At 65.4% G+C, this 15,376-nt stretch carries 14 protein-coding genes; 12 read left to right on the top strand and 2 right to left on the bottom strand.

From position 1 onward, the window contains the following. Window positions 1-188: 188 nt before the first annotated feature. Window positions 189-1,478: a sigma-54 dependent transcriptional regulator gene (locus ACFFJK_RS17885; protein ID WP_512700285.1), complete on the bottom strand. Its 1,290-nt coding sequence runs from the start codon at window positions 1,476-1,478 to the stop codon at window positions 189-191. Window positions 1,479-1,779: 301 nt separating this feature from the next. Further along, on the bottom strand, window positions 1,780-4,068 hold the full coding sequence (locus ACFFJK_RS17880; RefSeq protein WP_379680926.1) for a hybrid sensor histidine kinase/response regulator: 2,289 nt from the start codon (window positions 4,066-4,068) through the stop codon (window positions 1,780-1,782). Window positions 4,069-4,244: 176 nt separating this feature from the next. Between ACFFJK_RS17880 and ubiE the strand changes: the two genes are divergently transcribed. The 12 genes from ubiE to ACFFJK_RS17820 all read left to right on the top strand — a co-directional run bounded on the left by ubiE (window position 4,245) and on the right by ACFFJK_RS17820 (window position 15,244). Next, window positions 4,245-4,979, top strand: coding sequence for a bifunctional demethylmenaquinone methyltransferase/2-methoxy-6-polyprenyl-1,4-benzoquinol methylase UbiE (ubiE, locus tag ACFFJK_RS17875; protein WP_379680925.1), 735 nt, complete (start codon window positions 4,245-4,247; stop codon window positions 4,977-4,979). A 20-nt stretch (window positions 4,980-4,999) separates the two neighbouring features. Next, window positions 5,000-5,995 carry a Tim44 domain-containing protein gene (locus ACFFJK_RS17870; RefSeq protein ID WP_379680924.1) on the top strand — a complete coding sequence of 332 codons (996 nt, stop codon included), beginning with the start codon at window positions 5,000-5,002 and terminating at the stop codon, window positions 5,993-5,995. A 191-nt stretch (window positions 5,996-6,186) separates the two neighbouring features. Further along, window positions 6,187-6,831, top strand: coding sequence for a ubiquinone biosynthesis accessory factor UbiJ (locus ACFFJK_RS17865; protein WP_379680922.1), 645 nt, complete (start codon window positions 6,187-6,189; stop codon window positions 6,829-6,831). Continuing rightward, window positions 6,831-8,417 carry a ubiquinone biosynthesis regulatory protein kinase UbiB gene (gene ubiB, locus ACFFJK_RS17860; RefSeq protein WP_379680921.1) on the top strand — a complete coding sequence of 529 codons (1,587 nt, stop codon included), beginning with the start codon at window positions 6,831-6,833 and terminating at the stop codon, window positions 8,415-8,417. The genes ACFFJK_RS17865 and ubiB overlap by 1 nt, the downstream gene beginning before the upstream one ends. Continuing rightward, entirely contained in the window at window positions 8,407-9,039 is a 633-nt protein-coding gene (locus tag ACFFJK_RS17855) for a methyltransferase (RefSeq protein ID WP_379680919.1), read from the top strand. The genes ubiB and ACFFJK_RS17855 overlap by 11 nt, the downstream gene beginning before the upstream one ends. A gap of 328 nt (window positions 9,040-9,367) precedes the next feature. After that, the gene (locus tag ACFFJK_RS17850) at window positions 9,368-9,700 is read left to right on the top strand and encodes an FmdB family zinc ribbon protein (protein ID WP_379681055.1); all 333 of its coding nucleotides are present in this window, start codon (window positions 9,368-9,370) and stop codon (window positions 9,698-9,700) included. Window positions 9,701-9,774: 74 nt separating this feature from the next. Next, window positions 9,775-10,362 (top strand): DUF502 domain-containing protein, encoded by a 588-nt coding sequence (locus ACFFJK_RS17845; protein ID WP_379680917.1) that lies wholly within the window; start codon window positions 9,775-9,777, stop codon window positions 10,360-10,362. A gap of 99 nt (window positions 10,363-10,461) precedes the next feature. Beyond that, window positions 10,462-12,255, top strand: a complete 1,794-nt coding sequence (aspS, locus tag ACFFJK_RS17840) for an aspartate--tRNA ligase (protein WP_379680916.1) — start codon at window positions 10,462-10,464, stop codon at window positions 12,253-12,255. 92 nt (window positions 12,256-12,347) lie between these two features. Continuing rightward, the gene (nudB, locus tag ACFFJK_RS17835; protein ID WP_379680915.1) at window positions 12,348-12,800 is read left to right on the top strand and encodes a dihydroneopterin triphosphate diphosphatase; all 453 of its coding nucleotides are present in this window, start codon (window positions 12,348-12,350) and stop codon (window positions 12,798-12,800) included. A 58-nt stretch (window positions 12,801-12,858) separates the two neighbouring features. Further along, window positions 12,859-13,668, top strand: a complete 810-nt coding sequence (locus ACFFJK_RS17830; RefSeq protein ID WP_379680913.1) for an endonuclease/exonuclease/phosphatase family protein — start codon at window positions 12,859-12,861, stop codon at window positions 13,666-13,668. A gap of 7 nt (window positions 13,669-13,675) precedes the next feature. Then, the gene (clsB, locus tag ACFFJK_RS17825; protein ID WP_379680911.1) at window positions 13,676-14,836 is read left to right on the top strand and encodes a cardiolipin synthase ClsB; all 1,161 of its coding nucleotides are present in this window, start codon (window positions 13,676-13,678) and stop codon (window positions 14,834-14,836) included. A 24-nt stretch (window positions 14,837-14,860) separates the two neighbouring features. Beyond that, entirely contained in the window at window positions 14,861-15,244 is a 384-nt protein-coding gene (locus tag ACFFJK_RS17820; protein ID WP_379680910.1) for an Hsp15 family ribosome-associated heat shock protein, read from the top strand. The last annotated feature ends 132 nt before the right edge of the window (window positions 15,245-15,376 follow it).

Here is a 15,376-nt window from a genome sequence, read left to right as displayed (position 1 = left end):
CGAGAAAGTTTGTAGGACCAACTTGATGAGTTGGTTCAATAACTTCGCCGAAAACTGTCTCAGGGTTGTGACAGGTGTCACGGCATTGTCACGGGACTGTCTCAAGGTGTAACGCGCAAAACGGGTAGCGCCGCCGCCCGCGGCGGGGCGGACGGCGGAGCTCGGGACAGGAGGGAAGGCGGGTGCGCTCAGGGCGCGATCGAGTGCTTGGCCATCAGCCGGTACAGCGTCATGCGCGAGACACCGAGGTCGCGCGCGGCCTGGCTGATGTTGTTGCCGCAACGGGCAAGGGTGTTCCAGATGGCGGTACGCTCGGCGCTGCCGCGCGTATTGTCGAGGGCGCCGTCGCGCAGGATGATGGCGTCGTCGCCACCGGGCAGTTCGAGGTCTTCCGGCATGATGAGCCGGTTCTCTGCCAGCACCATGGCGCGCCGCATCCGGTTGATCAGTTCGCGGATATTGCCGGGCCAATCGTGCTGCGCCATGGCGCGCAGCGCCTGCTTGCTGACGCCCTTGAGCTGCGGGCTTTTTTCGTCCGCAAATTTGCTGAAAATGATGTCGGTCAGGAGCGGCAGGTCGTCCTTGCGCTCGCGCAGCGGCGGCACGCGGATCGGGAACACGCTGAGGCGGTAGTACAGGTCTTCGCGGAAGCGCCCGTCAGCGACGGCCTTGGGCAGGTCGACATGGGTGGCGGTGATCACGCGCGCATCGACGGCGACCGTGCGGGTGCCGCCGACCCGGTAGATCGTGCGTTCCTGCAGGAAGCGCAGCAGGCTGGCCTGCAGGTCGAGCGGGAGGTCGCCGATTTCGTCGAGAAAGATGCTGCCGCCGGACGCAGCTTCGATCAGGCCCGGCTTGTCCCTGGCCGCGCCGGTGAAGGCGCCGCGCTCGTAGCCGAACAGCTCGGAGTGGATCAGGGACGGCGGAATGGCCGCGCAATTGATCGCAATGAAGGGACCGGCGACGCGCGGCGACTGCGCGTGGATTTCCTTCGCCGCCAGTTCCTTGCCGCTGCCACTTTCGCCGGAAATCAGGACCGGCGCGTCGACCGCGGCGATCTTGTCGATATGGGCGCGCAGGCGCCGGATCGCCACCGACTGGCCGTCGATATGGCGGCCGCCTCCCTGGCGCTGGTGCGGCGGCGTGGATTTGGCCAGCATCGCCATGCCGTGCGCGTGGCCGAGCGCATGGTGCAGGCGCACCGTGTCGACGGGGCGCGTATGGAAATCGCACAGGTGGGTGGCAACGGCACGACGCAGTTGCGGCCGGTCCAGCAGTTCCGGGCCGAACACGCCGATCCAGCGGATGTGGTGGTGCTGCTGCAGGAAGCGTTCGGTGTCGTCGTGTTCGAGGCTGCCGTCGCCGTCGAGCAGGAGCCCGACCGGATAGTGCTGCTGGGCGAGCACCTTGCGCGCGGCCGCGATGCTGTCGACCGTGCACACATCCCAGCCCCGCAATTCCCCGCAGGCGGAACGCACGCCTGCGCTTCCTTCATTCGCTATGCATAACAGTCGCTTGACCGGCACTGTGAACCTCGTTGTTATTCGTTTGCTGGTACTACAGGCGTTTGCTGGTACTACAGGCGGCGATCGTGATCGGCCGGAGTGCGGGCGCGCGCAAGGGTTCTCGACTGCGCGGCTGAAGGCGGCGGCCCGCGGCGTATGCCGGACTGATCCGACATCGTTGACTGCGATTTAACCAGAAAAGGCCACCGTCCGGCGCACGGGAATTGTTGAGTTGTTAATTAGTGCAGAAAAAATTCCCGTAGGAATCAATGCTTTAGCGCATTTCCGTATGGACGCCATCTTGCGCGGCACCGGCCAACAGCGCCACCAGTTTTTCGATCGGATACGGTTTGGCGAGCACCTGTACGCCGGGCAGGCAGGCCTGGCGTTCGGTGTAGCCGGTGGCCAGTACCACCGGCAGGGAAGGGTAGCGCTGGCGCACGATGCGGGCCAGGTCGATGCCGCTCACCGTGCCCGGCATGACGATGTCGGAAAACACCACGGCCGGCCGGGCGCCGCCGTCGAGCAGGGCGACGGCGTGTTCGCCGTTGTCGGCGGCCAGCACCTCGAAGCCGGATTCCGCCAGCGCGTGCGACACCGCTTCGCGCACCAGCGGGTCGTCTTCGACGAACAGCACGGTGCCGCGTGCGCGCGGCAATGCGCCGGCGCCCCCTACGGGCGCCCCCTGGGCGGGTGCGGGTGCGGCCTGCCGTGCGCGCGGCAGGTACAGGTCGACGCGCGTGCCCTTGCCGGGCGCGCTGTCGAGCACCAGCAGGCCCTGCGACTGGGACGCGAAGGCGTAGGCCTGCGGCAGGCCCAGGCCGGTGCCCCGGCCCTGGCCCTTGGTGGTGTAGAAGGGGTCGAGCGCGCGCGCCAGGACCTCGGGCGTCATGCCGCAGCCGTTGTCGATCACGCTCACGCGCACATAGTCGCCAGGCGGAAGCGCACCTGCCTGAAGCGCCCCGGCCGCATGCTGGCCCGGCGGCTGCGCCAGGGCGGCATCGGCCGCTGCATCCACCGCGATATTGCGCGCTTCGATGCGCAGCAGCCCGCCCTGCGGCATCGCATCGCGCGCATTGATCGCCAGGTTCAGCAGGGCCAGGTCGAACTGCAGCGGCTCGACCGTCACCGGCCAGGCCGGCTCGTCGCATTCGATCTGCAGCACGATGTCGTCGCGCAGCGCGCCCGCCATCAGCTGGCGGGCGCTGCGCAGCTGGTGGCAGGCGTCCACTGTTTCCTGGCGCGCTTCCTGCACGCGCCCGAACGAGCCGAGCTGGCCGGTGAGGGCGGTGGCGCGCTGCACGGTCTTCTTGCAGGTCTGGATGAGGCCGCGCATCTTGTCGTCCCCTGCGTGGAACGCGGCCAGCTGCAGCGCGGTCGTCAGGGTCTGCAGCAGGTTGTTGAATTCATGGGCGATGCCGCCGGTCAGGCGCCCCAGCGCCTCGAGCTTCTGCGACTTGAGCAGTGCGCCCTGCACCCGTTCGGTCGCGGCCACCGCCTCGGCCACGCGCCGTTCCAGTTCCTGCTGCGACTGGCGGATCTGGCGGCCGGCTTCGGCCATGCGCAGTGCCACGTTGTCGATCTCGACGATACCCTGCGGCCGGTAGGCGGGTTCCTTGCCCTGGCGGAGTTCGTCGGCGCTGCGGCCCAGGTACTCGATCGGCACGATGGCGCGCGTCGCCAGGCGGCGCGCGGCCAGCACGCCGGCCGCCAGCAATGCCGCCATCAGTCCTCCCAGCATGGCGGCCGCCTGCAGCGGCACGCGCCGGATCTCGCTGTTCGGGATGCTGACCAGGATCTTCCATTCCGAGACCGGCACCGTGCTGAAGAAGGCGCGCACGTCGATGCCGTCGAGGGTCCGGCTGGCGTACACGCCTTCGTCGGCCGCGTTGATGATCTTGCGGCTGCGGGCGCGCATCGGCTTGCCGACGAATTGCTCGGGCTGGCGCGAGCGCGCCAGCATCACGCCATCCCGGTCGACGATGCTGACGATCCATTCGTCGCGGAAATGCTGGCGCGCCAGCAGGGGCTGGAGCAGGGACGCGTTCAGGCCCATCATGACGAAGTAGCGGATCTTTCCTTCGATCTTGACCGGTACCTGGATCGCGAAGTCGGGGCGCTTGCCGACCGGCGCCATGAACAGGTTGGATACCAGGATGCGGTCGGGCCCGAGGCGGGGGATCAGTTCGTCCGTGTTGCCTGAACGCCTGGTCGGCAGCGGCGCGCCGAGCGGCAGGCGGGTATTGATGAGTTGCCGGCCGTCCGGTTCGGCCAGCACGATCACGGTCTCGCGAGTGGGCGCCATCTGGCGCGCGTGTTCATAGAAGGCTTTCAGGTCGCCCCGTTGCAGCGCGGGCGAACCGGCCAGCGTGCGCAGGATGCCGGCGTGCGTCTGCAGTTCGTTGTCCACCAGCAAGGCAAAGGCGCGGGTCGACTCACTGATGCTCCGGGCCTGGGACTTCTGCTCCTCATGATAGACATAGGACACCGCCAGCGCCGCCGCAATGAAGGACGGCACCAGGATCGCAAGCACCAGGATCAGGAGGCGGGTACGAATACGCATGGGGTCGGCAGGAAATCCGCGGATGGCGGACCGGGGATTATACAAAGGGGCAACTTCTTACAACCAATTCTGGCTCAACCGTGCGCGCCTTCGCGCTTCCTTGCGGCCCGACGGCGCGCGGCGCGGCCTCGCCCGCTCAGCTTGTATAATGCGGCAAGTTCATCCGGCATGCACATATGACCAATACCACCCACTTCGGCTACAAGACCGTCGCCGAGGACCAGAAGGTCCAGGAAGTCGCCAAGGTCTTCCATTCGGTCGCATCGAAATACGACGTCATGAACGACCTGATGTCGGCCGGCCTGCACCGTGCCTGGAAGATGTTTACGATCGCGCAGGCGGGCGTGCGCCCCGGCTTCAAGGTGCTCGACATTGCCGGCGGCACCGGCGACCTGGCCAAGGCCTTCGCGAAGCAGGCGGGCCGCACCGGCGAGGTCTGGCTCACCGACATCAACGAATCGATGCTGCGCGTGGGCCGCGACCGCCTATTGAATAACGGACTGGTGACCCCAACTTTGTTGTGCGACGCCGAGAAACTGCCGTTCCCGGACAATTATTTCGATCGCGTCAGCGTGGCCTTCGGCCTGCGCAACATGACGCACAAGGACCAGGCGCTGGCGGAAATGCGCCGCGTCCTGAAGCCGGGCGGCAAGCTGCTGGTGCTGGAATTTTCCAAGGTCATCGCGCCGCTGCAAAAGCCGTACGACCTGTATTCGTTCTCGGTGCTGCCGTGGCTGGGACAGAAGATTGCCGGCGATGCAGAGAGTTACCGTTACCTGGCCGAATCGATTCGGATGCATCCGGACCAGGACACGTTGAAGACGATGATGATTGATGCGGGACTGGAGCGGGTGCAGTATTACAACCTGACGGCGGGTGTGGCGGCATTGCACACTGGTATTAAAATGTAGGAAGAATAGAGGAACAAGCGATGAAAAAATTTGTGGCTACGATGGTGCTGGCGGTGACGGCCGCGTCGATGATTGCGGAAGCAACTGCCCGTCCGATGGGCGGCAAGCGCTCGATCGGGCGCCAGTCGCAACCGGTCCAGCAGATGCAGCAGCCGGCACCGGCGCCGACTCCGGGTCTCCAGCAGCAGCGCGCGCCTGCCGCCGCGCCAGCCGCAGCCGGTGCCGGCGCCGCCGGCGCGGCCGCCGCAGCGGCGAAGCCGAGCATGTGGAAGGGCATCCTGGGGGGCGCCCTGCTGGGCCTCGGCCTGGGCGCGCTGCTGTCGCACCTCGGCATCGGTGGCGCGCTGGCAAGCGCGATCTCGGCGATCCTGATGATCGGCCTGCTGGCACTGGCCGTGCTGTTCATCGTGCGCATGTTCCGTCGCAAGGACACCCCGGCCAACCCGGCCTTCGGTGGCGGCTACGCCAACCCGCAGCCGGCCACCGCCACCCCGGGCGCGGTAGCGACCCCGGAGATCGGCTCGGGCCTGCGCCAGCCGGCGGCGTTCCAGGGTGCGCAAGCCCAGGACGGCGTTTCCCTGAACAAGGGCGGCGCGGCATTCGCTGGCGGCGCCACCGGCGGCGCCCATCACCAGTGGGGCGTGCCGGCCGACTTCGACCAGGAAGCCTTCCTGCGCCACGCGAAAGCCTCGTTCATCCGCATGCAGGCAGCCTGGGACCGCGGCGATACCAACGACCTGCGCGAATTCACCACGCCGGAAGTGTTCGCCGAGCTGAAGATGCAGATCCAGGAACGCGGCGGCGCCGCCGACTTCACCGACGTGGTGACGATCGAAGGCCAGGTGCTGGGCATCGAGACCACGGCCACCGACTACCTGGCCAGCGTGCAGTTCAACGGCATCATCCGTACCGCGCCGAACGAGCCGGGCGAGCCTTTCGTCGAAGTCTGGAACATGTCCAAGCCGCTGTCCGGCCAGGGCGGCTGGGTGCTGGCCGGTATCCAGCAAGTGGCCTGAGGGGACGCTCGATCAAGCTGTTGCGCGTTGCATTGTTCCACCGACTGCCGGCGCGCGACGTTTTCTCGAGCTTCTTAAATAATTATTTTCTGATAATGTTCCGTGCTGCCGGGCTCCTGCCCGGCAAACTGGTAAGATCGAACCGCCCGACTCACCACCGGGCGGTTTTTTCATTTTTGCGCTCATAGTCTATGTTCCCGAGTAATGCCATGCTGGCAACGCCCGCCGTCGCCACGATCAACCACCTGCTGGCCCAGGAAGCCTGGGCGCGGGATGCGCTTGCCCTGCACGCCGGCAAGGAAGCCTGCATCGACACCGGCCACCTGAGCCTGCGCGTGCGTGTGGCGCGCGACGGCATGCTCGAGGCGGGCTCGGGCGAGGGCCCCGCGAACGTGACCATCCGCGTCAAGCTGACCGACCTGCCGCTGATCCTGCAGAACCGCGACCGCGCCTTCTCGTACGTGAAGATCGAAGGCGACGCCGAATTCGCCAATACCATCTCTTCGCTGTCGAAGGGCCTGCGCTGGGATGCCGAGTACGACCTGGAGCGCGTTGTCGGCCCGCTCGGTGCGCGCCGGCTGGTGCAGGGTACGCGCGGCGCGGCCGAAGGTGCGCTCGGCGCCGGCCGCCGCCTGGCCGAGAACGTGGCCGAGTTCCTGCTCGAGGAACGGCCGGTGCTGGTGCGGCCCTCGACCGTCGACGCCTTCGCGGCCGACGTGGTGAAGCTGCGCGATGATGTCGAGCGCACCGCCAAGCGCATTGCAAGACTGGAACAGCGGCTGGCGCAGGCCGTGCCCCCGACGCCCACGCGCGTGATATTGACCCCGGATAGCTGATGATTCTGAAATTCCTGCGCCTGCTGAAAATCCTTGCCGTCGCGACCAAATACGGTCTCGACGAAATCGCGGTGACAAGCCTGCATGCGCCCCGCACCGCGCGCTTCATGAGCACCCTGTTCTTCTGGCGCCGCATCACCTCGCCGCGCGCCATCCGCCTGCGCCAGGCGCTGGAAGAACTGGGGCCGATCTTCATCAAGTTCGGCCAGGTGCTGTCGACCCGGCGCGACCTGATGCCGCAGGATATTGCCGATGAGCTGTCGCTGCTGCAGGACCGGGTCCCGCCTTTCGATTCCGACCTGGCCATCGCCCAGATCACCGAGGCGCTCGGCGCCCATCCGGACGCCCTGTTCGCCAGCTTCGACCGCGTGCCCGTCGCCTCGGCCTCGATTGCTCAGGTGCACTTCGCCACGCTGAAGAACGGCACCGAGGTTGCCGTCAAAGTGCTGCGTCCGGGCATGAAAAAGACCATCGACGAAGACCTGGCGCTGATGGACATGGCGGCCGCGCTAATCGAGAAGGTGTGGGCCGAGAGCCGCCGCTTGAAGCCGCGCGAAGTGGTCGCCGAATTCGACAAGTACCTGCACGACGAACTCGACCTGATGCGCGAAGCGGCCAACGCCAGCCAGTTGCGCCGCAACTTCGCCAATTCGGACTTGCTCATGGTGCCGGAGATGTTCTGGGATTACTGTTCCAGCAGCGTCATCGTGATGGAGCGCATGCGCGGCATCCCGGTATCGCAGATCGACCGCCTGGCCGCCGAGGGCGTAGACCTCAAGAAACTGTCCAGCGATGGCGTGGAAATTTTTTTCACCCAAGTGTTCCGTGATGGCTTTTTCCACGCTGACATGCATCCAGGTAACATCCTGGTGTCGGTGGAGAAGGAAACCTTTGGCCGCTACATCGCGCTCGACTTCGGCATCGTCGGCACCCTCAACGATTTCGACAAGGATTACCTGTCGCAGAATTTCCTGGCCTTCTTCCGGCGCGACTACAAGCGCGTGGCCGAGGCCCACATCGAATCGGGCTGGGCGCCGCGCGACACCCGCGTGGACGAGCTGGAGTCGGCGGTGCGCGCCTGCTGCGAACCGATCTTCGACCGCCCGTTGAAGGACATCTCGTTCGGCCAGATCCTGCTGCGCCTGTTCCAGACCTCGCGCCGCTTCAATGTCGAGGTGCAGCCCCAGCTCGTGCTGCTGCAGAAGACCCTGCTGAACATCGAAGGCCTTGGCCGCCAGCTCGATCCGGAACTCGACCTGTGGAAGACGGCCCGGCCCCACCTCGAGCGCTGGATGGGCGAGCAGATGGGCTGGCGGGGCCTGGTCGAGCGCCTGCACGCCGAGGCGCCGCGCTACGCCCATATCTTCCCGCAGCTGCCGCGCCTGCTGCACCAGACGCTCGAGCGCCAGGCGCATTCCAGCGTCACAGCCACCCACAACGGCCAGCCGATATCGCAGACCGACCTGCTGGCCATGGTGCTGCTCGAGCAGCGCCGCACCAATCGCTGGCTGGGAACGCTGACCGTCATTGTCCTGCTCGCCAGCGCGGTCGGCATCGCAGCGGTCGGCTGGTTCTATGGCGCCTGAAACGCCGGCCGGGGCGCCCGCAGCGGCACCCGCTTTCGCCAGCCGCGATCCGCTCAGTCCGCAATTCTGGGACGAACGTTTTGAAAAAGCGTTCACGCCCTGGGATCGCGGCGGCGTGCCGCAGGCGCTGCGCGACTTCGTGGCGCGCAGCCCGGGTCCGCTGGCAACCCTGATTCCCGGCTGCGGCAGCGCCTACGAACTCGTCTTCCTTCTTGATGCCGGCTGGGACGCCACGGCGATCGACTTCGCGCCTCAAGCCGTCGCGCGCGGCAAGGCGCAGGCGGGGCAGTGGGCGGAGAGGGTGGTGCAGGCCGATTTCTTCGCCTGGCAGCCGCAGCGCCCGCTCGAGCTCATCCATGAATGCGCCTTCCTGTGCGCGATGCCGCCCGCCATGTGGCCGAAGATCGCGGCCCGCTGGGCCGGGTTGCTGGCGCCCGGCGGTCGGGTGGCCGGGTTCTTCTTTTTTGACCAAACGGTAAAAGGTCCGCCGTTCGGGATCGAGAGGGAGGCCCTGGACGCGCTGATGGCGCCGTATTTCGATTGCATCGAAGATGCGCCGGTCCATGATTCGATTCCCATCTTTGCCGGCAAGGAACGCTGGATGGTCTGGCAGAAGCGCTGAGCCAAAAGAAAAGCCCGCATGCGCGGGCTTCGGAAGTACAGCGTTCTTTTACGGACCAGCGGCGGTGCAGCACCGCGCAAAATCTTCTGTTTCTTCTTAACTTGGGGCAGCAGAGTTTGCTCTACTGCCAACATGTCTTCAAGAAAGATGCTATTTAATCACTTGGCACTGTGCTTGAGCAAACGAAACATTCGTGCGCGATGACGAAAAACAACACCTCGCGCGTGCCGGCTACCCGCACCAGCCCGGCCGACAAGGGCAAACCGGGCAACTTCGGGCGTAAAAGCTTTATAATTCAGGGTTTTTGAAGATTTTTGCGGAGTGCCACATGCCGATTTACGCTTACCGCTGCGATGAATGCGGTTTTACCAAAGATGTACTGCAAAAAATTTCTGACCCGGTCCTGACCGCGTGCCCCTCCTGTGGCAAGGAAGCCTTCAAAAAGCAAGTCACCGCTGCCGGCTTCCAGCTCAAGGGCACGGGCTGGTATGTCACCGACTTCCGCGGCGGCACGCCGCCGGCGACGGGTACCGCGTCGGGCAACGGGTCGGGTTCCGCTGCGGCCCCGGCTGCAGCCGCGACCGGCGACAGCGCTGGCGCCAGCGCCAGCGCCGCCGCCAGCACGCCGGCCCCGGCCAGCAGCGACAAGAGCGGTACTTGAAATTAGACAAGCAGTAGCAGTAACCAAGCAGGCGGCCGGCAACGGCCGCAGCCGAACAAGAACAAGAGAGCCCGATGCGTAAATACTTCCTCACCGGTTTGCTGGTCCTGGTGCCCCTGGTGATCACGGCCTGGGTGCTGATGCTGATCATCAGCACCCTCGACCAGTCGCTGCTGTTCGTGCCGGCAGCCTGGCAACCGCGCGAGCTGTTCGGCATGGACGTGCCAGGCGTCGGCGCGGTCCTGACGCTGGCCATCGTGTTCCTCACTGGCTTGCTGACCAACAACCTGGTCGGCGGCTACATCGTGCGCCTGGGCGATCGCATCATGAAGCGTATCCCGGTGGTCAGCTCGCTGTACGGCAGCGTCAAGCAGGTATCGGACACGCTGTTCTCGTCCTCTGGCAACGCGTTCCGCACCCCCGTGCTGATCCCGTACCCGCACGCGGATTCCTATACCATCGCTTTCCTCACCGGCGCGCCGGGCGGGGATGTGAAGAACCACCTGGTGGGCGACTACGTGAGCGTGTATGTGCCGACCACCCCGAACCCGACCTCGGGCTTCTTCCTGATGATGGAACGCAGCAAGGTCGTGGAACTGAACATGTCGGTCGACGCGGCGCTCAAGCACATCGTCTCGATGGGCGTCGTCGCTCCCGAATAAAGAACAGCTGAACAAGCGCAGCAAGCAAAGAACATGGGGCCGTCGCAGGCGACGGCGCCTTCACGAATCAACCAACCTGGAACGAAAACTATGTCCTCCATGCGTACTCACTACTGCGGCCTCGTCACTGAGGAACTGCTGGGCCAAACCGTCAGCCTGTGCGGCTGGGTGCACCGTCGCCGCGACCACGGCGGCGTGATCTTCATCGACCTGCGCGACCGCGAAGGCCTGGTGCAGGTGGTCTGCCACCCGGATAACGCCGAGGTGTTCAAGGCCGCGGAACACGTGCGCAACGAGTACTGCTTGCGCATCACCGGTACCGTGGTGAATCGCCTGGAAGGCACCGCCAACGCCAACCTGAAGTCGGGCAAGATCGAGATCAACACGACCGGCCTGGAAGTGCTGAACGCGTCGGTGCCGGTGCCGTTCCAGCTGGACGACGACAACCTGTCGGAAACCACCCGCCTGACCCACCGCGTGCTCGACCTGCGCCGCCAGCAGATGCAGCACAACCTGCGCCTGCGCTACAAGGTGTCGATGGAAGTGCGCAAGTACCTCGACAACCTGGGCTTCATCGACATCGAAACCCCGATGCTGACCAAGTCGACCCCGGAAGGCGCACGCGACTACCTGGTGCCGTCGCGCGTGAACCCGGGCAACTTCTTCGCGCTGCCGCAGTCGCCGCAGCTGTTCAAGCAGCTGCTGATGGTCGCCAACTTCGACCGTTACTACCAGATCACCAAGTGCTTCCGCGACGAAGACCTGCGCGCCGACCGCCAGCCGGAATTCACGCAAATCGACTGCGAAACCTCGTTCCTGACCGAGCAGGAAATCCGTGACCTGTTCGAGGACATGATGCGCGTCGTGTTCAAGAACGCGGCCGGCATCGACCTGCCGAACCCGTTCCCGGTGATGGACTTCGCCACCGCCATGGGCTCCTACGGTTCGGACAAGCCGGACATGCGCGTGAAACTGCAGTTCACCGAACTGACCGAACTGATGAAGTCGGTCGAGTTCAAAGTCTTCAACAGCGCCGCCAACATGGCCGGCGGCCGCGTGGTCGGCCTGCGCGTGCCGCAGGGCGGTTCGATGCCGCGTTCGGAAATCGACGCGTACACCCAGTTCGTCGCCATCTACGGCGCCAAGGGCCTGGCCTACATCAAGGTCAACGAGAAGGCCAAGGGCCGTGACGGCCTGCAGTCGCCGATCGTCAAGAACATCTCCGACGAAGTCCTGGCGCAGATCCTGGAACTGACGGGCGCCGAAGACGGCGACCTGATCTTCTTCGGCGCGGACAAGGCCAAGGTCGTCAACGACGCCATGGGCGCGCTGCGCGTGAAGATCGGCCATTCGGAATTCGGCAAGAAGGCCGGCCTGTTCGACGACGTGTGGGCGCCGCTGTGGGTGGTCGACTTCCCGATGTTCGAGTACGACGAAGACGGCGACCGCTGGAACGCCACCCACCACCCGTTCACCGCGCCGAAGGACGGCCACGAGGACATGCTGGAATCGAACCCGGGCGCCTGCGTCGCCAAGGCCTACGACATGGTCCTGAACGGCTGGGAACTGGGCGGCGGCTCGATCCGTATCCACCGCGAAGACGTGCAGAGCAAGGTGTTCCGCGCCCTGAAGATCGACGCCGAAGAAGCGCAGCTGAAGTTCGGCTTCCTGCTCGACGCCCTGCAGTACGGCGCGCCGCCGCACGGTGGCCTGGCCTTCGGCCTGGACCGCCTGATCACCCTGATGACCGGCTCCGAGTCGATCCGCGACGTGATCGCCTTCCCGAAGACCCAGCGCGCGCAGGACCTGCTCACCAACGCGCCGTCGGAAGTCGACGAGAAGCAGCTCAAGGAACTGCACATCCGCCTGCGTAACGAACCGAAGGTTGCTTGAACCGTAGGGTGGTCGGCTATGCCGACCGCGCGTTCAACCAACGCGGGCATGACCGATCGCCGGTTTTGCCCGCGTTTGTTTTATCTGCCCTCATGCCCCACAAAATCCCCGAATCCGTCCTGGTCGTCATCCATACCTCCGACATGGAGGTGCTCTTGATCGAACGCGCCGACCGCCCGGGTTTCTGGCAATCCGTCACCGGCTCGCTCGACGCCCACGACGAACCCTTGATCCAGACCGCCGCCCGCGAACTGTTCGAGGAAACCGGCATCGTGGCCGACGGAGAAGATATCCGCCTGCGCGACTGGGGGCTGTCCAACATCTACGAGATCTACCCCGTCTGGCGCCACCGCTATGCGCCCGGCGTCACCCACAATACCGAGCACGTGTTCTCGGTCTGCGTCCCGCGCGACATCCCCATCCTCCTGAGCCCGCGCGAGCACACGCAATACGCCTGGCTGCCTTACCTGGAAGCCGCGGACCGCTGTTTCTCGTCCTCGAACGCCGAAGCCATCCTGCAATTGCCAAGGCACATTTCACGCTAAGCGCACGATTGGGGCCGGTTCAGGAAGGGCCATCCCGGGTTGTTGTTAGAATGTTCCCATGAAGATTCGTGTGGCTACCTACAACATTCACAAGGGCGTCTCGTCGCTGCGCAGCCAGCCGCGTGTGATCGCGCTGAAGAAAGCGATCGCCGAATTCAATGCCGATGTCGTCTTTCTCCAGGAAGTGCAGGGCCGGCACGACCGCTTCCAGGCGCGCTACGGCAGGGAAGACCTGGCGCACCGGCACTGGCCCGAGACGGCCCAGTACGATTATTTCAAGGGCGAGAAGCACCACAGCGCCTACGGCATGAACGCCGTGTACGACCACGGCCACCACGGCAATGCGCTGCTGAGCGCCTTCCCGATCGAGAATTCGCACAACCACGACGTCTCCGACCACGCCTACGAGCAGCGAGGCATCCTGCATTGCGTGCTCAACACGCAGGCCGGCAGGGTCCACTGCTATGTCGTGCACCTGGGCCTGTTCGAGGGCAGCCGCGGGCGCCAGACGGCGGCGCTGATCGAGGCCGTCAAGGCCTCGTCCGACGGCGAGCCGGTGATCATCGCCGGCGACTTCAACGACTGGCGCAACACCCTGAGCGACCGCCTGCGCAACGAGCTGGGCGTGGTCGAAGTGTTCGACGAACTGGGACCGAAGTCGCCGCTGGGCGACATGGTGCGCAGCTGGGCCGGCCGCAAGCCGCGCCTGGCGCCGGCGCGCACCTTCCCAGCGGTGCTGCCCTGGTTCCGCCTCGACCGCATCTACGTGCGCGGCTTCAAGGTGGACAACGCCCAGGTGATGCACGGGGCGCTGTGGGCCAAGCTCTCCGACCACGCACCGATCGTGGCCGAACTCCAACTGACGTAGAGCGCCCATGCGCTCCGTCACCTTTATAGACAACAACGACGTCACCCTGCTGGAGAGCGGCACCGCGTTCTTCCCGGCGCTGGTGGCCGCGCTCGACGCGGCGCAATACGAGGTCCTGTTCGAGACCTACATCTTTGCCGAGGACGACACCGGCCATACCATCCGCGACGCCTTGATCCGCGCCGCGCAGCGCGGCGTGAAAGTGCGGGTGCTGGTGGACTGGATCGGCACCGAGCACCGCCCCTGCGCCCGCCTGGGCGAAGCATTTTCCGAGACCGGCGTGCAGTACCGCGTCTTCAATCCCTGGTGCAGGCGCGGCATCGCGCGTTCGCATCGCAAGATCGTGGTCGTCGATCGCGCCGTCGCCTTTGTCGGCGGCATCAACATCAACGACGACTGGCACTGCGACCATGCGGACCACCATCGCCTGCCGGCGCCGCGCTGGGATTTCACGGTGCAGGTACGCGGCCCGCTGGTGACGCAGATCCACGACGAGGCGCAGGGGCAGTGGTTGCGTGCCGGCCACATGCGGCTGCGCCAGCGCATTGCCCTGTTTCGCGACATGCGCAGGCAGCCTCCGATGTCCTGCCAGAACCCGGCGCGCGCCGCTTTCGTCGTGCGCGACAACCTGCGCAACCGCAGCACGATCCAGCGCGCCTACCTGCAGGCGCTCGGCCGGGCGCGCGAGAGCGTGCTGCTGGCCACGCCGTACTTCGCGCCCGGGCGCAAGTTCCGCAAGGCGCTGGCCCATGCGGCGCGGCGCGGGGTGCGGGTGACGCTCCTGATCGGGGTCGGGGAGTTCCGCATCCAGGACATGGTCGCGCACTCCTTCTACCCCAAGCTGCTGGCCGACGGCATCAACGTGGTCGAGTACCGCAAGACCCAGCTGCACGCCAAGGTGGCGGTGGTCGACGACGACTGGGCGACGGTCGGCTCGAGCAACTGCGACGGCCTGTCGCTGTTCCTGAACCAGGAAGCCAATGTCGTGGTGCTCGACCAGAAGTTTGCCGCCACCTTGCGGGCCCACATCGAGCACGGCATCGCCGATGGCGTGCCGATCCGTGCCGAGGAGTTCAAGCATATCGGCTGGATTCGGCGTGCGAGCTATGGATTGGCGTACATGATGTATAAACTGGTGATGCGGATCTTCGCGATCGGCTACGCATGACAGCAAGCAAGGAAACGACACGACATGGAAGACAACAACGTACGCATCGACAAATGGCTGTGGGCCGCACGCTTTTTTAAAACACGCTCGATGGCGACCGACGCGATTGACCGCGGCCGCGTGCGCATCGACGGCGAACCGATCAAGCCGGCGCGCAACGTCAAGGTGAACGACAAACTTGTCATCGACAACGGCTCGGACCGCTGGGAAGTGATCGTGGCGGCCATCTCGGACAAGCGCGGTCCGGCGCCGGTGGCACGCACCCTCTATTTCGAGACCGACGAGAGCATCGCCAAGCGCGAGAACGACAAGACGGCGCGCCGGCTGTTCCCGGAGCCGAGCATGGACATCAAGGGGCGTCCGACCAAGCGCGACCGCCGCGCGATCACCCGCATCGGCGAGGAATAGTCATAGTGCGCGACGGTAGGGTGGCCGGCTTGCCGACCGCGCGTTCAACAGCCGTGGATAGGCACGCAGTTTCTCCTGGCGCCACAGTTTCGCCTTCTTTGCCTCCGGGAATGTAGAATGCCCTTTTCCCGG

It is taken from the genome of Massilia consociata, from assembly GCF_042432755.1.
Taxonomy (GTDB): domain Bacteria; phylum Pseudomonadota; class Gammaproteobacteria; order Burkholderiales; family Burkholderiaceae_D; genus Telluria; species Telluria consociata.
Note: the sequence above shows the minus strand (reverse complement) of the source record. Positions and strands in the feature narration are given on the sequence as shown.